Raw genomic sequence first — 22,351 nt, 5'->3', positions numbered from 1 at the left:
GCGCGCTCACCGGCGCTCCATCACCAGGCCCACCACGGCGTCGACGACCTCGTCCAGGGTCAGCTCGGTGGAGTCGATGTGGACCGCGCCGTCGGCCATGGTCAGCGGCGCCACGGCCCGGCCGGAGTCGATCTCGTCACGGGCGAGGAGCGACTCGCGGGTGGCCGCGATCGAGGCGGCGTCGACGCCGCCGTTCTCCAGCGCCCGGCGCGCGGCCCGGGCAGCCGGGTCGGCGGTGAGGTAGACCTTCAGCTCGGCCTGGGGCCACACGACGGTGCCGATGTCGCGTCCCTCGACCACGATGCCGCCGTGGCGGCCTCCGGGCGGGGCGATGATCGCCTGCTGCATCGCGACCAGCCGTGCCCGGACCTCGGGGACCGCGCTGACCGGCGAGACGGCGGCGTTCACCTCGTCGCTGCGGATCTGCACCGACACGTCGACGCCGTCGACGGTGATCGTCGGGGCGAGCGGGTCGGTGCCCGAGACCAGCACCGGCTCCCCGGCGCGCGCGGCGACCGCGGCGGCGTCGTGGACGTCGACGCCCTGCTCGAGCATCCACCAGGTCACGGCGCGGTACTGCGCGCCGGTGTCGAGATAGCGCAGGCCGAGTCGGTCGGCGACGGCGCGGCAGGTGCTCGACTTGCCCGAGCCGGACGTCCCGTCGACGGCGATCACCACGTGCTCGAGGACGTCCACCTGCGCGTTCACGGCCCGTAGGCTACCGGTGCCGGCTCACGGGTGCGTGGTCCAGCCCCTCGACTCCAGGGCCGCCCGCAGCTCCTCGGCCCGGCCGGCCACCACGTCGAGCTCGACCTGGCCGACGGGGCGGCCCGGGTCGTGGTCGATCCGCACGTCCTCGATGTTGACCCCGCTCGCGCCGGCGTCCGCGAAGAGCCGGGCCAGCCCGCCGGGCTGGTCGGGCAGGGCCACCCGGACCGCCTCCATCGGCTGCGGTGCGGCGCCGTGCTTGCCCGGGATGGCCCGGGTGCCGGCCTGGCCGTAGGCGAGCAGTGACTCCAGCCCGACCCGGTCGCCGTCGGCGACCGCCGCGAGCGCGAGGTCGAGCCGGTCGCGGACCTCGGCGAGCAGTGCCGCGACGGCGGCGGCGTTGCCCCCGATGATCTGGCTGTAGAGCCGGGGGTCGCCGGCGGCGACCCGGGTGACGTCGCGGACGCCGGTTCCGGACAGCGCGAGGTGGTCCGGCGAGGCGCCGGCCAGGGTGCCCGCGACGAGCGAGGCCATCAGGTGCGGGACGTGCGAGGTCCGGGCCACGGCGCGGTCGTGCTCGGCCGGGCTCAGGTGCACCGCGACCGCGCCGCACACGCGCACCAGCGCCTCGACGACCCGGGTCGCGGCCGGGGTCGCGTCGGGCCCGGGGGTCACCGCCCAGGGGCGGCCCTCGAAGAGCTCGGCGCTCGCGCCGAGCGGGCCGGAGTGCTCGGTGCCCGCCATGGGATGGCCGCCCACGTACCTGCCGACGGCCGGGTGGCGCGCGACCGCGGCGAGCGGCGCGTCCTTGACGCTGCCCACGTCGGTCACCACCGTCCCCGGCCCCGCTGCGTCGAGCGACTGGGCGATCACCGCTCCGAGCGCGTCCGGGGGGACCGCCACCACGACGAGCTGGGGGGTGTCCTGCGCCGTGCGCGGTCGCCCGGCACCCAGCCCGGTCGCGGTCCTGACGTGGTCGGAGGTGGTGTCGGTGAGGAGCACGTCCAGCCCCGACCGGCGGCACGCCAGCGCGATCGAGGTGCCGATCAGGCCGGTCCCGACGATCTCGACCGGGCCCGTGAGCGCACTCGTCTCTGACACGCAGGACAGGTTAGGGGATCGCCTCCGCGCCCGGCTGGTAGGACCCGAACGACCAGTGGTTGCCCTCGGGGTCGCGGACGCTGCCGCCCCGGCCGCCGTAGTCCTGGTCGACCATCGGGCGCTCGACGCTCGCCCCGGCGGCGACCGCGGCGTCGAAGACGCGGTCGGGGTCGTCGCTCACCAGGTAGACGGCGCCGGAGCCGGCGGGCTGGAGCGGGCTGTCGTCGCGGACCGCTCCCCACATCAGCCCGCCCCCGCCGGGCCAGAGCCACTCGGCGTGGACGACCGTGCCGGTCTCGTCCCGGTGGGTGGCGTGCTCGGTGAAGCCGATCGCCCGCAGCCAGGCGGTCATCGTGTCGGTGTCGCGGAACTGCAGGGCCGGCCAGAGCCGGACCGTCGCTGCGTCAGTGGTCATGGCCCGATCCTGCCGGTACGCCGTCCGCGCGGTCTTGAACGAACGGGAACTCCTCGCGCAGCCAGGTCGTCGGCGTGCACCCGGCCAGCGCCGACCACTCACGGCTCAGGTGGGCCTGGTCGCTGTAGCCGCACAGCGCCGCCACCTCGGCCAGCGGTCGCCTGCCCAGCTCTCGGCGCGCCGTCTCGAAGCGTGCCAGGCGCTGGAAGGCCTTCGGTGCGAGACCGGCCTCGGCCCGCACGAGCGAGGACAGCCGTCGCCGGCTGTAGCCGACCTCGTCGGCCACCTCGCTCACCCGGGTGCCCGACGTGAGCAGCGCGAGCGCGCGGGCCACCTCGGCTCGCGGAGCGTGGTCACCGCGCTGCGCGGCCAGCGCGGCCAGGACGCGGTCGACGAGCGCGACGCGGCCCGCCCAGGTCGGGACGGCGTGCAGCCGCTCCGGCAGCTCCCGCAGCGGGCGCGGGACGGCGGCCTCGTCGAGGTCGGTCAGCGCGCCGGACAGGTCCGCCGCCGGCCGCCCGAGGAGCACCCGTGCTCCCTCGAGGGTCAGCGCGAGCTGGACTCCGCGCTGCGCGCCGTCGTGGTGGACCGCGGCCGGCTCGGTGTGCAGCCCGGACAGCGATCCCCATGCGGCGTGCAGGGTCGAGGGACGTCCCGCCCAGGCGACGCGCAGGGGGTCGTCGAGCGGCAGCACCAGCGTGAGGGTCGTCGACGGCAGTCCGCGGTGGACGCCGGGCGCGCCGAAGCGGACGTCGTACGGGATCCGCGCCGCGACATAGGGGCGCAGCGCCACGGGGACCGGTGGGGCCGGGATCACGCCACCACGGTAGGTCTAGAGGCCGACCAGCTCCAGGAGCTGGCCGAGCTCGTCGTCGGACAGCTCGCGGATCGCCCCGCTGCGCAGGGTGCCGAGCTCGATCGGACCGAACCGGGTCCGGCTGAGCTGGCGCACGGGGTGGCCGACCTGGTCGAGCAGTCGGCGCACGATCCGGTTGCGACCCTCGTGGATGACCAGCTCGATGATCGACCTGTCCGCCGAGGTGTCGATGACCCGGGCTCGGCGTACCTGGACTGGACCGTCGGCGAGGGTCACGCCGGCGAGCAGCTCGGCCACCGTGGCCTTGGTGAGCCGCCCGGCGACCTCGGCGACGTAGGTCTTCTCCACCTCGAAGGACGGGTGCGCCATCCGGTGCGCGAAGTCGCCGTCGTTGGTGAGCAGCAGCAGCCCCGAGGTGTCGGTGTCGAGACGCCCGACGTGGAAGAGCCGCTCGGGCCGGTCGGCGACCAGGTCGCTCAGGGTGGGCCGTCCTTGCGGGTCGGCCATCGTCGACACGATGCCCCGCGGCTTGTTGAGCACCAGGTAGACGTGCTCGGAGACCGGCGGCAGCCGCTTGCCGGAGACCTTGATCACCGCGGTGCGGGGGTCGACCTTCGTGCCGAGCCGGGTGACGACCTCGCCGTCCACCTCGACCTCACCGGCGAGCATCAGCTCCTCGCAGCGGCGCCGCGACGCGACACCGGACTGGGCGAGCAGCTTCTGCAGCCGGATCTGCCCGTCGTCGTCGACGGCGATCTCACGCGTCATCTGGCTGCTCCTCCCCGTCGGTGGTCTCGGGCGCCGGGTCCTCGGCGGGCGCCAGCTCCTCCTCCATCTCGGCGAGCTCGGGCAGATGGGGCGCGAGGTCCGGCAGCTCGTCGAGCGAGACGATGCCGATCCGCTCGAGGAAGTAGGTGGTCGTGCGGTAGAGCGTCGCACCGTGCTCGCCGTCGCGTCCGGCCTCCTCGACCAGGCCGCGGCTGATCAGGGTGCGCATCACGCCGTCGACGTTGACCCCGCGCACCGCGGAGACCCGCGCACGCGAGACCGGCTGCTGGTAGGCGACCACCGCGAGCGTCTCCAGGGCCGCCTGGGTGAGCCGCGCCTGCTGGCCCTCGAGCACGAAGGCCTCGACGACGGGGGCGAGCGCGTCGCGGGTGTAGTAGCGCCACCCACCGGCGACATTGCGCAGCTCGAAGCCGCGCCCCTGCTCGTCGTACTCCCCCGCCAGGGCGCCGAGGGCCTCGACGACCTCGTGCTCGGGATAGCCGACCGCGGTGGCCAGGGCCACCGCGTCGAGCGGCTGGTCGGCGACCATGAGCACGGCCTCCAGCGCCGGGCGGAGCTCGGCGAGCGGGACGGGCAGCGCCTCGTCGGCGTCTGCGACAGCCTCGTCACTCATCGGGTGTTGCCTCCTCGGGGACGGGCGCCCCGTCGAACTCGTCGGTGATCAGGTCCTCGATCGCGCCGGCCTCGTCGCCGGTCCAGCGCACGGTGAGCTCGCCGAGCGGGGTCACCTGGTCGAACGCGACCGCGCCCTCGCGGAACAGCTCCAGCAGCGAGAGGAAGCGCGCGACCGTGGTCAGCGTGTCCGGCGAGTCGCCGCACAGGGCGCGGAAGGTGAGCGTGCCCGCGCGGCGCAGCCGGTCGGCCACGACCACGGCCTGCTCGCGCACGCTCACCGTCGGGGCGTGGATGTGGTGCAGGGAGAGCTGCAGCTCGGGACGCGGCGTCATCGCCTTCGCCGCGAGCGCGGCGAACTGCTCCAGGCCGATCCCGATCAGCACCTCGGGCAGCAGGCCGGCGTACCGCTCCTCCAGCCCGACCGCACGCGGGAAGCGCCGCGCCTCGGCCTGCAGCCTCTCGTCGAGCACGGCCGCGACCTGCTTGTACGCCTTGTACTGCAGCAGCCGCGCGAAGAGCAGGTCGCGGGCCTCCAGCAGGGCCAGGTCCTCCTCGTCCTCCACGTCACCGGCCGGCAGCAGCCGGGCGGCCTTGAGGTCGAGCAGGGTCGCGGCGACGAGCAGGAAGGAGGTCGTCTCCTCCAGCGCGTCGTCCGGGAGCAGCTTGATGTGCGCGATGAACTCGTCGGTGACCTGCGAGAGCGCGATCTCGGTGACGTCGAGCTTGTGCTTGGAGATCAGGCTCAGCAGCAGGTCGAAGGGGCCCTCGAAGTTGCTCAGGTGCACGGCGAAGCCGCCGTGCACCTCGTCCTCGGCGCTGCCGGTCTCGCCATCCATCTCGCCACCCGTCTCGCCACCCGTCCCGACGGGGACGTCGACCGGATCGGGGCTGCTCACGCCTGCATCATGACTCACGCAGGCGCCGGACGAGCGCGGAGCCCTCTCCCTCGGCCTCGAGCTCGGCGAGGACCAGGTGCAGCGCCGCGCGGACCACGCGGCCACGGTCGACGGCCAGGCCGTGCTCGCCGCGCAGCGTGAGCCGCGCCCTCTCCAGCTCCATCAGCTCGGTCGAGGTGACGTAGACGGTGATCTTCTCGTCGTGGCGGACCCGGCCGCTGGGCCCCTTCGGGGGCTCGGGCGCGGGCGCGGCCTCCGTTGCGAGGTCGGCGGGCGGGTCGGGAACGGCCCGGACGGCGGGGCCGGAGGGCTCGGCGGTCGGCCGGAACAGGTCGTCGGCCGCCGGCATGCTCACGCGTCGAGACACCGTGCCGCCACCTCCTTCGCGAGCTGGCGGTACGCCTCCGCCCCGCTCGAGCTCGCGGCGTACGACGTGATCGGCTCGCCCGCGACGGTGGAGTCGGAGAACTTCACGGTCCGGCGGATGACGGTGTGGAAGACCTTGTCCCCCCACGCCTGCACGAGGCGCTCGAGCACCTCGCGCCCGTGCAGGGTGCGCCCGTCGTACATCGTGCCGAGGACGCCGTCGACCTCCAGGCCCGGGTTGAGGCGCTGCTTGACCTTGTCGATCGTCGCCTTGAGCAGCGCCACCCCGCGCAGGGCGAAGTACTCGCACTCCAGGGGCACGATCACGCCGTGCGAGGCCGTGAGCGCGTTGACGGTCAGCAGGCCGAGCGAGGGCTGGCAGTCGATGAGAATGACGTCGTACTCGCGCATCGCGGGCGCGAGGACGCGCTGCAGGGTCTGCTCGCGGGCCACCTCGTGGACCAGCTGCACCTCCGCGGCCGAGAGGTCGATGTTGGACGGCAGCAGGTCCATGCCGGGCACGCCCGAGGGGACGACGACCTCGTCGAGGGTCGCCTCGGGGTCCATCAGCAGGTTGTAGACCGTGCTCTCCATCTCGTGCGGGTTCAGCCCGAGCCCGACCGACAGCGAGCCCTGCGGGTCGAAGTCGACGAGCAGCACCTTGCGGCCGTACTCGGCGAGCGCGGCGCCCAGGTTGATGGTCGTCGTGGTCTTGCCGACGCCGCCCTTCTGGTTGCACATGGAGATGACCCGGGCATGGCCGTGCGCCGTCACCGGCTTCGGGTCCGGCAGGACCGGCATCGGCCGTCCCGTCGGACCGATCTCACCGGTCACGGTCTGTACGGACGCCTGGTCGGCGGCGCTCGGCGCGGGCTCCGGGACCGGGAACTGCAGGGTCATGGCGTCCTCGGTCACGGCTGCGTCCTCCGTGCCGAGGGGTACGTCACTGCCGGGCGCCGGGATCGGCATCCTCGGCGGCATGTCGGGTGCACTGGATCCTCCGTAGAAGCCGACCATCGCCCTCACCTCTGTCTGGTCCATCGCTGGAGTGGGTTGCGGGCTCCTTCCCCAGAGCCCGGGACCCCTCCATCCAACAATGTCGACACGGCGACATTCGGGAGGCGCGCCGCGAGGTCAGCCCTCGATGCCGGTGCTGTGGTGCGGCTCCCCCACCGGCTTGCTCTCCGCCGACCCGCGCTCGCGCAGGAAGATGGCGAGCACGGCGAAGGCGCCGACCGCCAGGAACTCCGACTGCCAGTTCTGCAGGGTCCGCTCCCAGAAGTCCGCCGACCCGACGTAGGCCCCCCACGACTGCGGGTCGCGCAGCTGCTGGAGACGGTGCTCGTTGTCCGCCGCCCAGCCCGCGATCGACTGCGCGAGCCAGGACAGGGCGAAGATGACGCCCACCGCGAGGGCCAGCGAGTGGGAGTACAGGCGGGTGCGCCAGCCGCCGACGACGGCCCAGCGGGGGGCGTCCGGCGGCGCGAACCGTCCGATCTCCTGCTCCTCGTCGCTCTCCAGGCCCGGCTTGTCGAGCTCCTTGGACTCCGGCGAGCCCTGCTGCAGGAACCACACCGTCGCGAGCACGTAGAGCAGGAACTGCAGGAACTCGCTCTGCCAGTTCTCCGCGACCGCCACGGCGAAGTCGGTCGAGGTCACGTACTCGCCGTACCCGATGGTCCCCAGGCGCTCGCCCACCTGGTCGTCGTTGAACGCCCGCCAGCCCGCGAAGGACTGGGCGACCAGGGTGCCGAGGAAGAGAAGCCCGAAGAACAGGCCGAGCGAGTTGTTGCGCACGAAGGTCCTGGCCCGGCTGCTCATGCGTGCCTCATCCCCGCCCAGATCATGAGCGCCAGTCCCACCGCGATGACGGCCACGTAGGCCACGAACATGAGCTTCATCTCAGCCTCCCTCCACCGCGCAGCGGTAGGGCTCGTCCCCCGATGCCGCACAGCCGGCCGCGACCACCCGCCAGCCGTCGTCGTAGCGCCCCAGGAACACCGTGTCGGTGCCGGTGTCGACCTGCGCGGCGGTGGCGTAGACCTCGGCCTCGACCTCGTCGCCCGCCGGCGGCAGGTCCTCCTCGAGCAGCGCGTCGGCGCACGGCGCCTGCGCCTCCTGCGTGAGCGTCTCGCGGGCGGACGGTGCCAGCAGCCGGCAGGCGCCCTCGCCGTCCCCCGCGTCGACGGCGCTCTGGAAGCGCTGGACGACGTCCGCGACCGCGTCGTCGCGGCCCTGGTCGCCCGCGCACCCGCTCAGGACCACGGCCAGCAGGGCGCCGCTAGCCGCCCAGGGCGCGCATCGCCTCGGTACGGACGACCGCCTCGCCGGCCTCGTCGGAGGCGGCGAGGTCGACGAGGGCCTCGATGACCCAGTCGTGGTGGCCCTCCGGGTCGTGGAGGGTCTGGACGACCCGCCACTGCCGGTCGGCGTGGACCTTGTCGACCGCGAACAAGGCGGGTCCGCGGGCATCCGCATCGGTGAGGAGCCGTTCATGCTCCTCGTAGTACCCGTCGAGGGCCTGATCCCAACGCTGTGACGTCATCTCCGAGCCCTCCGGCTCCAGCGCGGCGAGTCCGGCGACGTCGTCGCGCGCGACCAGCTCGACCCGGCGCCACAGCGCGTTGCGCACCATCACCTCGAACGCGCGGCCCTGCTGGCTGAGCGGGCGGGGCGGCGGCGGGGGTGCGTGCTCGGCCACGGCACGGGAGGCATGCTCGGGGTCGTTGAGCGCCTCCCACTCGTCGAGCAGGGAGGAGTCCACCTGCCGGATCGTCTCCCCCAGCCAGTCGACGAGCAGCTCGAGCTCCTCGGTGCGGTACGACGCCGGCACGCTCTGCCGCAGCGCCCGGTAGGCGTCGGTGAGATAGCGCAGCACCAGGCCCTCGGAGCGCGCCACCTGGTAGCGCGAGACGAGGTCGGTGAAGCCCATCCCCTCCTCCCACATCTGCCGGACGACGGACTTCGGGCCCAGCGCGTCCGGCGCCAGCCAGGGATGGCGCTCGCGGTAGGTCTCGAAGAGTGGCTCGAGCAGCTCGCCCAGTGGCTCGGGCCAGGTGATGTCCTCCACCAGCGCCATCCGCTCGTCGTACTCGACGCCGTCGGCCTTGAGCGCGGCGATCGCCTCGCCCCGGGCCGCGTGGCGCTGGGCCATGAGCAGCGGCCGGGGCGCCTCGAGGGTGGCCTCGACGACAGAGACGACGTCGAGGGTGTAGCTGTCGGCGTCCGGGTCGAGCACGTCGAGCACGGCCAGCGCGAAGTGGGACAGCGGCTGGTTGAGCGCGAAGTCCTCCGGCAGCGCCTCGGTCAGCACGTAGCGCCGCCCGAAGGCGTCGACCTCGTCGAGCCGGGTCAGCACCTCGGAGGTCACCAGGCTGCGCGCCAGCCGCACGGCGCGCTTGGCGAGGCGCAGCTGGCTGCGCCGGTCCTCGTGGTTGTCCGTCAGCAGCCGACGCATCACCGGGAACGCGTCCTCCTCGCGGGAGAGCACGTTGACGAGCATCGCGTTGTCGACCCTCATCTGCGACTTCAACGGCTCCGGCCTGCCCTCCACCAGCTTGGCGAAGGTCTGCTCGCTCCAGACGACCGTGCCCTCCGGCGGCTTCCGCAGCTGGGGCTTCGACCTCTTCTTGGGGTTGGCCGCGTTCTTGGCCTCGGACTTGGCCTTCGCCTTCTCGTTCTCGATGACGTGCTCGGGCGCCTGGACGACGACGTAGCCCGCCGTGTCGTAGCCCGCGCGCCCCGCCCGGCCGGCGATCTGCAGGAACTCCCGGGTGCGCAGCACCCGCTGCCGTGACCCGTCGAACTTCGCCAGGCCGGTGAACAGGACGGTGCGGATCGGCACGTTGATGCCCACCCCGAGGGTGTCGGTGCCGCAGATGACCGTCAGCAGCCCCGCCTGGGCGAGCTGCTCGACGAGGCGGCGGTAGCGGGGCAGCATCCCCGCGTGGTGGACGCCGATCCCCTGCCGCAGCAGCCTGTTGAGCGTCTTGCCGAAGCCGGCCGCGAAGCGGACGCCCGCGATCCGCTCGGCGATCTGCTCCTTGCGCTCCTGGGGGACCACGGTGTCCAGGCGTCCGGGTCCGCTCAGCAGCGACACCGCGTGCTCGACCGCGGCCGCCTGGGTGAAGTGGACGACGTACACCGGCCCCTGACCGGTGGTGACCAGCTCCTCGAGCTTCTCGCCCATCGGGTCGAGCGACCAGGAGAAGTCCAGGGGCACCGGCCGCTCGGCCTGGTCGACGATCGTGGTCGCGCGGCCGTTGCGGCGGGTCAGGTCGGCCGCCAGCTCGGAGGTGTCGCCGAGCGTGGCCGACATCAGCAGGAACTGCGCCTGGGGCAGCTCGATGAGCGGCACCTGCCACGCCCAGCCGCGCCCGGGCTCGCCGTAGAAGTGGAACTCGTCCATGACGACCATGCCGACGTCGGCGGACCCGCCCTCACGCAGCGCGATGTTGGCGAGCACCTCCGCGGTGCAGCAGATGACCGGAGCGTCGGCGTTGACAGCCACGTCGCCGGTGAGCATCCCGACGTCGGCGGCCCCGAACACCTCGACGAGGTCGAAGAACTTCTCGCTGACCAGGGCCTTGATGGGGGCGGTGTAGAAGGTCACCCGGTCCTCGGCCAGCGCGGCCATCGCCGCCGCCATCGCGACCAGCGACTTGCCCGAGCCCGTCGGCGTCGCGAGCACCACGTTCTCGCCGGCCAGCAGGGACACGATCGCGTCCTCCTGGTGCGGGTACAGCTCCAGGCCGCGCTCGTCGGCGTACCCGAGGATGCGGTCGTAGGCCCCGTCGCTGGACTCAGCCATGGCGGGCCCTCGGGTGCGCGGTCGCGAAGACCTCGCGCAGGTTGTCGACGGTGACGAGCGTGTAGACCTGCGTGGTGGTCACCGAGGCGTGGCCGAGCAGCTCCTGGACGACCCGCACGTCCGCACCCCCGTCGAGCAGATGGGTGGCGAAGGAGTGCCGCAGCGTGTGCGGGGACACGTCGCGGGTCACGCCCGCGCGCTCGGCCGCCTTCACCAGGACCGCCCAGGCGGACTGCCGGGAGAGCCGGCCTCCCCGCGCGTTGAGGAAGAGCCCCGGCACCGCTGGTCCCGCGGACGTGGTCGAGAGTGCCGGGCGGCCGCGGACGAGGTACGCCGACAGCGCGGCGCAGGCGTACGTCCCGACGGGCACCATCCGCTCCTTGCCACCCTTGCCGCGCAGCAGCAGGGTGGCGTCGGCCGGGTCGAGTCCGGGCTCGACCAGGTGGCTGACGTCGTCGACGTCGAGCCCGACCGCCTCGGAGATGCGCGCCCCCGTGCCGTAGAGCACCTCCAGCAGGGCCCTGTCGCGCAGTGCGAGCGGGCTGTCCCCGGCACCGGCCGCCGCCAGGATCGCCTCGACGTCGTCCAGCGGGAGGGCCTTCGGTAGCCGCCTGGCCGGCGTCGGCGGCTTCACGCCGGCCGCAGGGTCGGCCTGGGCGAGCCCGTCGGCGACCGCGAAGCGGTGGAAGCCCCGCACGGCCACCACCGTGCGCGCGGCGCTGGCCGCGCTCAGCGGTGGATGGTCGGCGTCGCCCTCGCGCAGCCAGACCAGGAACTCGGTGACGGTCTGCTCGCTCACCGCGTCCAGCGTCTCGATGCCGGCCGCGGCGAGATGGGCGCGGTACCGGCGCAGGTCGCGCCGGTACGACGACAGCGTGTTCGCCGCCAGCCCCTTCTCGACCGCCAGGTGGTCCAGGTACGTGCGGACCGCCCGGTCCACCGCACCCGTGCCACTCACCCGGTCAGGCTAGCGTGCGCTCAGGCGAGGGCCTCCGCCACCGGCACGGACGCCAGGCCGGTGGCCTCACCGACCGGGGCGTTGGTGAGCTGGCCGGCGTGGGTGTTGAGACCGAGCGCGAGGCTCGCGTCGGCGCGGCACGCCTCGCGCCAGCCCTTGTCGGCCAGCGCGACGGTGTAGGGCAGGGTCGCGTTCGTCAGCGCGTAGGTGGAGGTGTTGGGCACCGCGCCCGGCATGTTCGCCACGCAGTAGAAGGTCGAGCCGTGGACCTGGTAGGTCGGGTCCGCGTGCGTCGTGGGGCGGGTGTCCTCGAAGCAGCCTCCCTGGTCGACCGCGATGTCGACGAGCACCGAGCCCGGCTTCATCCGCGACACGAGCTCGTTCGAGACGAGCTTCGGCGCGGCGGCGCCGGGGATCAGGACCGCACCGATGACCAGGTCGGCCTCGGTGACCTGCTGCTCGATCGCCAGCTTGGACGACGCCAGGCCGTGCACCCGGTTGTTGTAGCGCCAGAAGGACATCCGCAGCTTGTCGAGGTCGGTGTCGAGGAGGGTGACGTCCGCACCCATGCCCAGCGCGATGTTCGCGGCGTTCTGGCCGGCGACGCCGGCGCCGATGACGACCACCTTGGCGTTGGCCACGCCGCCGACGCCGCCCATGAGCACGCCACGGCCGCCCTGGGCCTTCATCAGGGAGTAGGCGCCCACCTGGGGCGCCAGGCAGCCGGCGACCTCCGACATCGGGTAGAGCAGCGGCAGCGCGCCGGACGGCAGCTGCACGGTCTCGTAGGCGATGGCCGTGACCTTGCGGGCGACCAGCTCCTGGGTGAGCGCCTTGTCGGCGGCGAGATGGAGATAGGTGAAGAGCACCTGCCCCTCCCGCATCCGGTGGTACTCCTCGGCCACCGGCTCCTTCACCTTGAGGACCATCTCCGCGCTGGACCACACCGCGTCCGCGTCGGGCAGGATGGTGGCGCCCGCGGCGGCATAGTCGTCGTCGCTGATCGAGGAGCCCACGCCGGCGCCGGTCTGGATGACGACCTCGTGGCCGTGCGCCACCAGCTCGTGGACGCCGATCGGCGTGATGGCCACCCGGTACTCGTGGTTCTTGACTTCCTTCGGCACGCCGACGCGCATGCGGATCCCTCCTGGTCGCTGGAACCCGTCGCGGATTCCCCTGTGGAGAGAAATGATGAAGATCAGTCGAGCCGGCCGCTAGATGCGCCAGCGACAATTCGCTGACGCAGCAGAAATCCGGATCGGATCGTCGGCGATCAGGGCCCTGGCGGGCGCTGGGCCGAAGCCTGTTCGGCCGGACGGCCGCGCAGGTGCTCGAAGATCAGGCTGGTCTCGGTCATCGCCACGTCGCGGGTGCCGCTGAGATGGTTCAGGACGAACTCCCGCAGCTCCTCGGAGCCGGCCGTCGCGACGTGGATGAGGAAGTCGTCGGCGCCGGCGAGGAAGTAGACGTTGAGGACCTCGGGCAGCCTCGCCATGGCCTGCGCGAAGGCACTCAGCTCGCCGCGGGCGTGCGGGCGCAGCCGGACCGAGATCATCGCCTGCAGCGGCCGGCCGATGCTGGCCTGGTCGACCTCCGCGTGCGCTCCCCGGATGATGCCGCGCTCGAACAGCGAGCGCACCCGTCCGTGGCAGGTGGACGGCGCGATCCCGACGCGGGCGGCGAGGACGTTGTTGGCGAGCCGCGCGTCGTCCTGGAGCTCACGGACGATGGCGGCGTCGATCGGGTCCAGGTCAACCACGGGCCGCCTCGCGGTCCCGTCGTACCTGGAGGGCGAGGACGGCCTGCACCACCGGCCCGTCGCTCACGTCGCCCGCGAGGACGGCGTCGACCAGGTGGGCGAAGGGCGCCCAGAACACCTCGAGGTCGGCCTCCTCGTGCTCGAGCACGAAGTCGCCGCGGTCGGCGGGCTCGAGGTCCTCCGCGAGGTAGTAGTGGATCCGCTCCGCGGAGTAGCCCGGCGAGCTGAGCGTGGAGAGCAGGTGCGTCCACCGCCTGGCAGCGAGCGCCGCCTCCTCGCGCAGCTCCCGTCGGGCGACCTGCTCGGGGTCCTCGCCCGGATGGTCGATGACCCCGGCCGGCAGCTCGACCAGCCGGTACTGCGCCGGGTGGCGGTACTGGCGCAGGCACAGCACCCGGTCCTCCGCGTCGATCGCCAGGACGACGGCGGCACCCGGGTGCTCCAGCACGAGCCGGCGGAAGGGCTCCTCCCCGTCGGCTCCGGGCCGGCGGATCCGGTCGGAGCGGAAGGCCACGACCCAGGCGTCCCGGTGCAGGTCCGTGCTGTCCTCGACCGGCCAGGACTCGGGGACGTCGCGCAGCACCATCAGTCGGCGTGGAGGAGGCTGTCGTCGATCTCGAGCCGGGTCTCGCGCTGGCGCGCGATCGCGGCACCGACCAGCCCGGCGAAGAGCGGGTGCGGGCGGGTCGGCCGCGAGCGCAGCTCGGGGTGCGCCTGTGTGCCGATGTAGTACGGGTGCACGTCCCGGGGGAGCTCGACGAACTCCACCAGGTCCAGCTCGGTGTTGAGCCCGGAGAAGACCAGCCCCGCCTCCTCCAGCTGCGCACGGTAGGCGTTGTTGACCTCGTAGCGGTGCCGGTGTCGCTCCTCGATCACGTCGACGCCGTAGACCTCGCGCGCGATGGAGCCGGGCTTGAGCTGCGCCGGGTAGAGGCCCAGGCGCATCGTGCCGCCGAGGTCGCCCCCGCCCTCGACGATGGACTTCTGCTCCTCCATCGTCGCGATCACGGGCTCGGGGGTGTCCGGGTCGAACTCGGTGGAGCCGGCCTTGGTGAGGCCGAGCTCGGTACGGGCGTACTCGATGACCATCGACTGCAGGCCCAGGCACAGGCCGAGGGTCGGGATGGCATGCGCGCGGGCGTAGGTCAGCGCCCCGAGCTTGCCCTCGAGGCCGCGGATGCCGAAGCCGCCCGGCACGCAGATCGCGTCGACGTCGGCCAGGTGCTTCATGGCGCCCGCGGGCGTCTCGCACTCGTCCGAGGCGACCCAGCGGATGTGGACCTTCGCCTCGTGGGCGAAGCCGCCGGCGCGCAGCGCCTCGGTCACGGAGAGATAGGCGTCGTGGAGGTCGATGTACTTGCCGACCAGCGCGATGGTGACGTCCTCCTTGGGGTGGTGCACCCGGCGGAGCAGGTCGTCCCAGACGGTCCAGTCCACGTCGCGGAAGGGCAGGTTGAGCCGGCGTACGACGTAGGCGTCGAGACCCTGGCGGTGCAGCACCTTCGGGATGTCGTAGATCGACGGCGCGTCGGCAGCCGTGACCACGGCCTCCTGGTCCACGTCGCACATCAGCGAGATCTTGCGCTTGATGCCCTCGGGCAGCTCGCGGTCGGCGCGGCACACGACGGCGTCCGGCTGGATGCCGACCTGGCGCAGGGCGGCGACGGAGTGCTGGGTGGGCTTCGTCTTCAGCTCGCCCGAGGGACCGATGAAGGGGACGAGCGAGACGTGCAGGAAGAAGCAGTTGTCGCGCCCGATGTCGTGGCGGACCTGGCGCGCTGCCTCGAGGAAGGGCAGGGACTCGATGTCGCCGACGGTGCCGCCGATCTCGGTGATCACGACGTCGACCGGCTCGCTGCCGCGGCCCATGGCGAGGATCCGGTCCTTGATCTCGTTGGTGATGTGCGGGATCACCTGCACGGTGTCGCCGAGGTACTCGCCCTTGCGCTCCTTGGCGATCACCGAGGAGTAGACCTGCCCGGTGGTGACGTTGGCGATCTGGTTGAGGTCGGTGTCGAGGAAGCGCTCGTAGTGGCCGATGTCGAGGTCGGTCTCGGCGCCGTCGTTGGTGACGAACACCTCGCCGTGCTGGAAGGGGTTCATCGTGCCCGGGTCGACGTTGAGATAGGGGTCGAGCTTCTGCATCGTCACCCGCAGACCGCGCGAGCGCAGCAGACGGCCGAGGCTGGAGGCGGTCAGTCCCTTGCCCAGCGAGGAGGCGACGCCTCCGGTGACGAAGACGTGCTTTGCCTGTCGAATCGAACCGCTACCGGGCGCCATGTTCACGGGATTCCATCCTACGTCATGTCCGGTGGTTTCACGGTGCCGACACTCGTCTCAGTGTGCCCGCGGCGCGTTGCGCGCCAGCTCGAGCAGCTCGCGGGCGTGTGCGAGCGCGGTGTCCGACTCGGCGAGGCCGGCGAGCATCCGGGAGAGCTCGCGCTCGCGCCCGGCGTCGTCGAGGGTGACCAGGCCGGAGCTGGTCACCGAGCCGTCGCTCGACTTCTCCACCAGCACGTGGCGGTCGGCGAACGCCGCGACCTGCGGCAGGTGGGTGACGACGAGGACCTGCGCCTGCTCGGCGAGGGTCGCCAGGCGCCGCCCGATCTCGACCGCCGCCGCGCCGCCGACGCCGGAGTCGACCTCGTCGAAGACGAACGTCGGCACCGGGCTCGTGCCCGCCAGGCACACCTCGACGGCGAGCATCACCCGGGAGAGCTCACCGCCGGACGCGCCCTTGTGGAGCGGCCGCGGCTCGGAGCCGGTGTTGGCCGCGAGCAGGAACTCCACCTCGTCCAGGCCGCTGCGCCCGAAGCGGACCCATCGCTCCCCCACGCGCAGCAGGTCGGCCGGCGGGCGCTCGGGATCGGCGGGTGCCTCCGCCGCGCGTGGCGAGACCCGGATCGTCACCACCGCGTGCGGCATCGCGAGGAGGGTCAGCTCGTCGGAGACCGCCGCGCCGAGGCGGCTGGCCGCCTTGACCCGGGCCTCGCTGAGCGCGCTGCCGGCGCCGGCCAGCTCGGCGCGCAGCCGCGCGGACTCGGCCGTGAGCTCCTTGATCCGCTCGTCGGTCGAGTCGAGGTCGAGCAGGCGCGTCGCGGACTGCTCGGCCCAGGCGAGCACCTCGTCGACCGTCTCGCCGTACTTGCGGGTCAGCCCGATCAGCGCCGCGCGCCGCTCGGAGACGGCGGCGAGGCGGGCGGGGTCGGTGTCGATGCGGGAGGCGTACGACGCGACGTCGGCGGCGACGTCGGAGAGCAGGTAGCTCACCTCGGCCACCCGGTCGGCCAGCTCGGCCGCCTCGGGGTCGTGGTCCCGCACGCCGTCGAGCTGGCCGCGGGCCGCGGAGACCGCGCCGAGCGCGTCGGGCGACCCGTGCTCGCTGGAGAGGGCCTCGCGGGCCTGCTCCGCGGCCAGGCGCAGGGTGTCGGCGTGGCCGAGGCGGGCCTCCTCGGCGGCCAGCTCGGCGTCCTCGCCCGGCTGCGGCGCCACCGCGGCGACCTCCTCGACGCCGTGGCGCAGCAGGTCCGCCTCGCGGGCCCGCTCACGGGCGCTCGCGACCACGTCGGCGAGCTCGCGCTCGGTGGCCACCAGCCGGTCATGGACGTCGCGGTAGGTCGCCAGCAGCTCGTCGAGCGCGCCGAACCGGTCGAGGGCCTCGCGCTGCGTGCGCGCCTTGAGCAGGCGGTGCTGGTCGGACTGGCCGTGCACCGCGACCAGGGGCTCGGCGAGCGCGGCGAGGGTCGCCACCGGGACGGCAGCGCCGCCGGCGAAGGCGCGGGAGCGGCCCTCGGCGCTGACGTTGCGCGCCAGCACGACCCCGTCGTCCTCGGCCTCACCGCCGGCCTCCTCGACGGCCGCCACCAGGTCGGGCAGCGAGCCGGCGGCGACCAGCCCCTCGACCCGGGCCTGCCGCGCCCCGGCGCGGACGGCTCCGCTGTCGGCGCGGCCGCCCAGCAGGAGGCCGAGGGCGGTGACGACCATGGTCTTGCCGGCTCCGGTCTCGCCAGTGATGACGGTCAGGCCGGGGCCCAGCTCGAGCGTCGAGGAGTCGATGACGCCGAGCGAGCTGATCCGGATCTCCTCGATCATGAGCCCCCCTCCCCCCGGGCCCGCGCCTGGCGCCGCTCCGCGGCGCCGCGCCAGCCCTCGACGGACAGACCGAACTTCGCGACGAGGCGGTCGGTGAAGGGGGCCTGGTGCAGGCGGACCAGGCGGACCGGCCGTTCACCCCGACTCACCTCGATCCGCGCGCCGGGCGGCAGGTCGACGCTGCGCCGACCGTCGCACCACAGCACGCCCGAGCCCTGGTTGCCCTCGAGCACCTCGATCGCGATCACCGACGACGGGGCGACGACCATCGGCCGGGCGAACAGCGCGTGCGCGCTCAGGGGGACGACGCACAGTGCCTGGACCTGGGGCCACACGATCGGCCCGCCGGCACTGAAGTTGTAGGCGGTCGACCCCGTCGGGGTCGCGCAGACGACCCCGTCGCAGCCCCAGCGGGACAGTGGCCGGTCGTCGATCTCGACGACCACCTCGAGCATCCGCTCGCGGGCGGCCTTCTCCACGCTGGCCTCGTTGAGGGCGAAGGTGGAGTAGACGAGACGGCCGTCGACGTACGCCTTCACGTCGAGGGTGAGCCGGTCCTCGGTGGTGTAGCGCTGGTGGACGATCGCGTCGATCGTCGCCGCGACGTCCTCGTGCTCGGCCTCGGCGAGGAAGCCGACGTGGCCGAGGTTGACGCCGAGCACCGGCGTGGACCGCTGGTGGGTGACCTCCGCCGCGCGCAGGATGCTGCCGTCGCCGCCGATCACGACGGTGAGCTCGCAGCCGTGGCTGGCGTCGGACTCGGAGTCCGTCAGCTCGACGGACGGGACGTAGTCGGCGGGCGTCAGCTCGAGGTCCCGCGCCTCGTGACGGAGCAGGCGTACGACGATCCCGTGCCCGGTGAGCTCCTTGACGAAGGCGCGCGCCACGTCGCGCGCCTCGGCCCGCCCGGTGTGGGCGAGCACGAGCACCCGGCGCGCGGCGGCGGTGGTCGCGGACGTCATGGGCCCACCCTCTCATCCGGGTCCGACGTGCCCCGTCGCACGACGGCCGCGACGGACGCGTCGTCCTCGGTGGGAGGCCCGTGACGCAGCCACAGGAAGAACTCGACGTTGCCCGACGGTCCCGGCAGCGGGCTGACGGTCACGGCGCGGACGCCCCATCCTCGCCTGGCGGCCGCGTGGGCCACGCCGAGCACGGTCTCGACCCACAGCTCGGGATCGCGCACCACACCGCCCTTGCCCAGCCGGTCCTTGCCGACCTCGAACTGCGGCTTGACCATGAGCGCGAGGTCGCCGTCCGGCCTGGTCACGCCGAGCAGCGCGTCGAGCACCAGGGTGAGCGAGATGAACGACAGGTCGCCGACCACGAGGTCCACGGGCCCCCCGATCTGCTCGACCGTGAGCGTGCGGACGTTGGTGCGGTCGTGCACGACGACCCGCTCGTCCTGCTGCAGCGACCAGTGCAGCTGTCCGTAGCCGACGTCGACCGCGACCACCTCGGCCGCGCCGGACCGCAGCAGCACGTCGGTGAACCCGCCGGTGGACGCTCCCGCGTCGAGGCAGCGGCGGCCGGCGACGGTGAGGCCGAGGGGCGCGAACACCGCCAGCGCGCCGGCCAGCTTGTGGGCACCGCGCGAGACGTAGTCCGGCCCGTGCTCGCCCTCCGTGACCACGATCGCGACGTCGGTGGTGACCCCGGTGGCCGGCTTGGACGCCAGGGCGCCCGCGACCTTGACCCGGCCGTCGGCGATCAGCTGCGCGGCGCGCTCGCGTGAGGGCGCCAGGCCGCGGCGCACCAGCTCCGCGTCCAGGCGCAGGCGGCGTGGCGGCACTACGGGGCGGCCGGGGGCGCGGGGGGATGGTCCAGGGCGCGCCGGAGCTCCCCGTGCGCTTCCTCCAGCACGCTCGCGTGCTCCTCGAGCGGGCGCCGGTCCAGGCCCGCGACCAGGTCGAGGACGCGGTCGACGGCATCGATCCCGGTCGGCGTCGGCGCCGGAACTCCTACCTCGGTCATGACGCGAGGCTACCGCGCTGCGCGCCCCGGCTCGGGGACCCGGGCCATGGTGACGTCCGGCACCACGCCCGTCCGGTCGCGGTGGTCCCATGCGGTCGCCGCCGCCACCCGCCACCAGTCCGCGGACGACGGCGTCGGCCCGTCACCTGGCCCGTCATCCCGGAGGACCAGGCGGCCTTCCTCGACCCGTCCGGTCCACCCGCCGAGACGCCAGCCGCCGGGGACCGCCTCCGGCGCGGCGTGCGGGACGCCGAGACCACGGAGATCGGGCGCGACGTACGTCGGCCGCTCCCCCGGCGACGCCCGCACCAGCTCAGCCAGGCCGCTCACGCCGGTGAGCACCAGCAGCGAGTCCACCCCCGCGCGGTGCGCGCCCTCGATGTCGGTGTCCAGCCGGTCGCCGACCATCAGCGGGCGCCGGCCACCGACCCGGCGCACCGTCTCGTCGAGCAGCGGCCGCTCCGGCTTGCCCGCCACCTGCGGCGTCACGCCGGTGAAGCGTCGCATCATGTCGACCAGCACGCCGTGCCCCGGGGCGACGCCGTAGGCCGTCGGGATCGTGTGGTCGGTGTTGCTCGCCACCCACGGCAGCCCGTCGCGGATGCGGACGGCCGCGTGCATGATGTCGCGCCACGGCAGGTCGGGTCCGTACCCGCTCGCCGCGGCCGCCGCCTCCGCGCCGGCGTCGACCGGCACCAGCCCGACCTCGTCGAGGGCGGCACGCAGCCCGGCTCCGCCCAGGCACAGGATCGGCGCACCCGCGCCGAACCTCTCGAGCAGCAGCCGGGCAGCGGCCTGGGCGCTCGTCACGACGTCCTCGGCCGCGGCGGTCACGCCCAGCTCGCGCAGGTGCTTGGCCACGACGCCCGCGGGGCGGGATGCGTTGTTGGTGATGAAGGCGACGCGCATCCCCGCGGACCGGGCGTCGGCGATCGCCGCGGAGGCGCCGTCCACGGCCGCGGAACCGATGTAGACCACCCCGTCCAGGTCGAGCATCGCCAGGTCGTAGGCGGCGGTCAGCGGGCCGTCGGATGTGAGCAACACGGGGTCCACCTTGCCAGCACCGGCGACCATCGGCTCCGTACGATGCCCTGATGGACGCGACGACCCTGGTGACGCCACCGTACGTCGCCGGGCCGCTGCGGCTCGAGCCCTTCGCCGCGCTGAGGCTGGTCCCTGCGCGCGTGGGCAGCCCGAGCACCGGTCGGGCCTTCGCGCGGCCCTACAAGGACGTCTCTGCACGCCTGCTGCGCTGGCAGGCGCGGGGACTCGTCCAGGCCGACCCGGCGCCGGCGCTCTATCTCCACGAGTACAGCGTGAACGGCATGACGGTGCGTGGCCTGGTCGGCGCGCTCGACGTCTCGCGCCGGGCCGCGCGTCCGGAGGACCGGGCGGTGCTCCCGCACGAGGGCATCCACCCGGTCCAGGCCGACGAGCTGGCGGACCGGATGGACGAGATGGAGCTCAACCCCGCCCCGATCCTCCTCGTCCACCAGGGCAGCCCCGCGCTGCGCGCGATCGTCGCGCGGATCGCGGAGCGCGAGCCGGACCATGCGTTCACCGACCGAGCCGAGCAGGAGCACCGCGTCTGGGCCGAGCGCTCGCCCCAGACCCTGGCCGAGATCGCCGCCGAGCTCGCGGCCGACCGCGCGCTGATCGCCGACGGGCACCACCGCTATGCCGCCTACCTGCGCCTGCAGCGGCGCCGCGCCGGTGACCACCCCGCTCCGCGACCCACCGATCTCGGGCTGGCCATGCTCATCGACCAGGAGGACACCCCCCTCTTCCTGGGCCCGATCCACCGCACCCTGAGCGGAACCTCGCTCGACGACCTGCGCGATGCCGCCGACACCCTGGGGCTCGCCTACCGCGAGCACCGCCAGGCCGACGCCGTCCAGGCGCTCTCCTCGGCCCAGCTCGCGGCAACCGACGGGACCCGGTGGGCGGTGGTCAAGCTGGCCGTCGGACCCGACGAGGCCGCCGTCGAGGCACTCCACCAGCGCATCCTGCCCGCACTCCCCCACGGTCCGACCGCGATCGCCTACCACCACACGGCCGAGGAGGCGCTGGGAGGCGCGCGGCCCGATGCGATCGCGGTGCTGATGCCGGCGCCGACGGTGGACCTGGTGCTCCGGGTGGCCGAGGCGGACCGCCTGCTTCCAGAGAAGGCGACCTCCTTCCAGCCCAAGCCCAGTCTCGGCGTGCTCATCCGCTCGCTGCGCGACGCAGCACCCGCGCCGTCGTGACCTCGACCTCCACCCGCGAGGACGTCTGTCCGCCGGCACGGTAGAACCGGCGCCGCAGCGCCCCCTCCACGCCCACCACGTCACCCGCCCGCCAGGAGCGCATCGAGCGCCGCACCCGCGCCGACCAGCCGGCCAGGTCGACCACGTCCACCGAGGGACCCCTGCGCCCCGACGCCAGCATCCGCACCTCCGGCCGCGGCACTACGACGCGACACGTCCACAGCCGGTCGCCGCTGGGCAGCACCCGCTCCTCCGGGTCGGCCGCCACCCGTCCGGTGAGGACCACGGCATTGCTCATCTCGTCGCTCGAGACCGCTGCCCGTGCCATCGTCGAACCACCTCCCAGGAGATCCACCGGCGGATCCCCGCGGAGCCGCTCGTGGACGATCCTTGCCGCGGCCGGCACCTTCGGACAGGGAAGGCCCGACGGCCTGGGGAGGAGACGGCCCGCGGTCGGACCTGTGGAGAAGCGACGTTCCCGGCCGGTGCTCGTGGGAGCCGTGGGGACAGCGGGCCGGTGCGCCTGCGCCGGAAAGCACATACGCCGACAACGACCCAGGACCGAAAAAGAACTCAGGGCCAGCGCGTGAGCGCTGGCCCTGAGCCAATGTATGTCCGGCGGCGTCCTACTCTCCCACATCCTCTCGGTTGCAGTACCATCGGCGCTGGCAGGCTTAACTTCCGGGTTCGGGATGGGACCGGGTGTTTCCCTGCCGCTATGGCCGCCGTAACTCTATGAACCCCCTCGCTGGCCCGTGGTGCCCAACGAGTGTGGGTACGGGTGGGGGTTGGTCTTCATCGTGGA

24 protein-coding genes and 1 rRNA gene are annotated in these 22,351 nt (G+C 73.4%); 1 reads left to right on the top strand and 24 read right to left on the bottom strand.

The window, feature by feature from the left end; genetic code table 11:
* Positions 1–6 precede the first annotated feature (6 nt).
* The 22 genes from cmk to ACJ5H2_RS09725 all read right to left on the bottom strand — a co-directional run bounded on the left by cmk (position 7) and on the right by ACJ5H2_RS09725 (position 20,344).
* Entirely contained in the window at positions 7–708 is a 702-nt protein-coding gene (cmk, locus tag ACJ5H2_RS09830; RefSeq protein ID WP_408899377.1) for a (d)CMP kinase, read from the bottom strand.
* Positions 709–732: 24 nt separating this feature from the next.
* A complete protein-coding gene (locus ACJ5H2_RS09825) occupies positions 733–1,809 on the bottom strand; it encodes a prephenate dehydrogenase (RefSeq protein ID WP_408899376.1) in 1,077 nt (358 codons plus the stop codon).
* 10 nt (positions 1,810–1,819) lie between these two features.
* Entirely contained in the window at positions 1,820–2,224 is a 405-nt protein-coding gene (locus ACJ5H2_RS09820; RefSeq protein WP_408899375.1) for a VOC family protein, read from the bottom strand.
* Positions 2,214–3,041 (bottom strand): helix-turn-helix domain-containing protein, encoded by an 828-nt coding sequence (locus ACJ5H2_RS09815; protein ID WP_408899374.1) that lies wholly within the window; start codon positions 3,039–3,041, stop codon positions 2,214–2,216. The genes ACJ5H2_RS09820 and ACJ5H2_RS09815 overlap by 11 nt, the downstream gene beginning before the upstream one ends.
* 15 nt (positions 3,042–3,056) lie before the next feature.
* On the bottom strand, positions 3,057–3,809 hold the full coding sequence (locus ACJ5H2_RS09810; RefSeq protein WP_408899373.1) for a pseudouridine synthase: 753 nt from the start codon (positions 3,807–3,809) through the stop codon (positions 3,057–3,059).
* A complete protein-coding gene (gene scpB / locus ACJ5H2_RS09805) occupies positions 3,799–4,443 on the bottom strand; it encodes an SMC-Scp complex subunit ScpB (protein WP_408899372.1) in 645 nt (214 codons plus the stop codon). The genes ACJ5H2_RS09810 and scpB overlap by 11 nt, the downstream gene beginning before the upstream one ends.
* A complete protein-coding gene (locus tag ACJ5H2_RS09800; protein WP_408899618.1) occupies positions 4,436–5,281 on the bottom strand; it encodes a segregation and condensation protein A in 846 nt (281 codons plus the stop codon). Before ACJ5H2_RS09800 ends, scpB begins: the two co-directional genes overlap by 8 nt.
* Before the next feature lie 67 nt (positions 5,282–5,348).
* Complete coding sequence (locus tag ACJ5H2_RS09795) at positions 5,349–5,690, bottom strand: hypothetical protein (RefSeq protein ID WP_408899617.1); 342 nt, start codon at positions 5,688–5,690, stop codon at positions 5,349–5,351.
* Positions 5,691–5,692: 2 nt separating this feature from the next.
* Entirely contained in the window at positions 5,693–6,622 is a 930-nt protein-coding gene (locus ACJ5H2_RS09790; protein ID WP_408899616.1) for a ParA family protein, read from the bottom strand.
* 219 nt (positions 6,623–6,841) lie between these two features.
* Positions 6,842–7,528, bottom strand: coding sequence for a DUF6766 family protein (locus ACJ5H2_RS09785; protein WP_408899371.1), 687 nt, complete (start codon positions 7,526–7,528; stop codon positions 6,842–6,844).
* Between the two features lie 81 nt (positions 7,529–7,609).
* Entirely contained in the window at positions 7,610–7,972 is a 363-nt protein-coding gene (locus ACJ5H2_RS09780) for a hypothetical protein (RefSeq protein WP_408899370.1), read from the bottom strand.
* A 16-nt stretch (positions 7,973–7,988) separates the two neighbouring features.
* Positions 7,989–10,517 carry a DEAD/DEAH box helicase gene (locus tag ACJ5H2_RS09775; RefSeq protein ID WP_408899369.1) on the bottom strand — a complete coding sequence of 843 codons (2,529 nt, stop codon included), beginning with the start codon at positions 10,515–10,517 and terminating at the stop codon, positions 7,989–7,991.
* Positions 10,510–11,475 carry a site-specific tyrosine recombinase XerD gene (gene xerD / locus ACJ5H2_RS09770; protein WP_408899368.1) on the bottom strand — a complete coding sequence of 322 codons (966 nt, stop codon included), beginning with the start codon at positions 11,473–11,475 and terminating at the stop codon, positions 10,510–10,512. Before xerD ends, ACJ5H2_RS09775 begins: the two co-directional genes overlap by 8 nt.
* Positions 11,476–11,495: 20 nt before the next feature.
* Positions 11,496–12,611, bottom strand: coding sequence for an alanine dehydrogenase (gene ald, locus ACJ5H2_RS09765; protein ID WP_408899367.1), 1,116 nt, complete (start codon positions 12,609–12,611; stop codon positions 11,496–11,498).
* A 137-nt stretch (positions 12,612–12,748) separates the two neighbouring features.
* On the bottom strand, positions 12,749–13,234 hold the full coding sequence (locus ACJ5H2_RS09760; RefSeq protein WP_408899366.1) for an Lrp/AsnC family transcriptional regulator: 486 nt from the start codon (positions 13,232–13,234) through the stop codon (positions 12,749–12,751).
* Positions 13,227–13,820 (bottom strand): NUDIX domain-containing protein, encoded by a 594-nt coding sequence (locus ACJ5H2_RS09755; protein ID WP_408899365.1) that lies wholly within the window; start codon positions 13,818–13,820, stop codon positions 13,227–13,229. The genes ACJ5H2_RS09760 and ACJ5H2_RS09755 overlap by 8 nt, the downstream gene beginning before the upstream one ends.
* The gene (locus ACJ5H2_RS09750; RefSeq protein ID WP_408899364.1) at positions 13,820–15,514 is read right to left on the bottom strand and encodes a CTP synthase; all 1,695 of its coding nucleotides are present in this window, start codon (positions 15,512–15,514) and stop codon (positions 13,820–13,822) included. The genes ACJ5H2_RS09755 and ACJ5H2_RS09750 overlap by 1 nt, the downstream gene beginning before the upstream one ends.
* 57 nt (positions 15,515–15,571) lie before the next feature.
* Entirely contained in the window at positions 15,572–17,326 is a 1,755-nt protein-coding gene (recN, locus tag ACJ5H2_RS09745) for a DNA repair protein RecN (protein WP_408899363.1), read from the bottom strand.
* Positions 17,323–18,288 carry an NAD kinase gene (locus ACJ5H2_RS09740; protein ID WP_408899362.1) on the bottom strand — a complete coding sequence of 322 codons (966 nt, stop codon included), beginning with the start codon at positions 18,286–18,288 and terminating at the stop codon, positions 17,323–17,325. Before ACJ5H2_RS09740 ends, recN begins: the two co-directional genes overlap by 4 nt.
* Entirely contained in the window at positions 18,285–19,118 is an 834-nt protein-coding gene (locus ACJ5H2_RS09735) for a TlyA family RNA methyltransferase (RefSeq protein WP_408899361.1), read from the bottom strand. The genes ACJ5H2_RS09740 and ACJ5H2_RS09735 overlap by 4 nt, the downstream gene beginning before the upstream one ends.
* Positions 19,118–19,300 carry a hypothetical protein gene (locus ACJ5H2_RS09730; RefSeq protein ID WP_408899360.1) on the bottom strand — a complete coding sequence of 61 codons (183 nt, stop codon included), beginning with the start codon at positions 19,298–19,300 and terminating at the stop codon, positions 19,118–19,120. Before ACJ5H2_RS09730 ends, ACJ5H2_RS09735 begins: the two co-directional genes overlap by 1 nt.
* A gap of 9 nt (positions 19,301–19,309) precedes the next feature.
* The gene (locus ACJ5H2_RS09725) at positions 19,310–20,344 is read right to left on the bottom strand and encodes an HAD-IIA family hydrolase (protein ID WP_408899359.1); all 1,035 of its coding nucleotides are present in this window, start codon (positions 20,342–20,344) and stop codon (positions 19,310–19,312) included.
* 50 nt (positions 20,345–20,394) lie between these two features.
* On the opposite strand from ACJ5H2_RS09725, the gene ACJ5H2_RS09720 reads away from it, so the two are divergent.
* On the top strand, positions 20,395–21,546 hold the full coding sequence (locus ACJ5H2_RS09720) for a DUF1015 family protein (RefSeq protein ID WP_408899358.1): 1,152 nt from the start codon (positions 20,395–20,397) through the stop codon (positions 21,544–21,546).
* Here the strand turns inward: ACJ5H2_RS09720 and ACJ5H2_RS09715 are convergent.
* Positions 21,506–21,874 carry a single-stranded DNA-binding protein gene (locus ACJ5H2_RS09715; protein WP_408899357.1) on the bottom strand — a complete coding sequence of 123 codons (369 nt, stop codon included), beginning with the start codon at positions 21,872–21,874 and terminating at the stop codon, positions 21,506–21,508. The two genes, ACJ5H2_RS09720 and ACJ5H2_RS09715, sit on opposite strands and share 41 nt — an antisense overlap.
* Positions 21,875–22,159: 285 nt before the next feature.
* Positions 22,160–22,276, bottom strand: a 5S ribosomal RNA gene (gene rrf / locus ACJ5H2_RS09710).
* Positions 22,277–22,351 lie beyond the last annotated feature (75 nt).

This window comes from Nocardioides pymetrozini (assembly GCF_046058985.1).
In the GTDB taxonomy this organism is placed as follows: Bacteria; Actinomycetota; Actinomycetes; order Propionibacteriales; family Nocardioidaceae; genus Nocardioides.
This window is presented reverse-complemented; position numbering and strand designations above follow the sequence as displayed.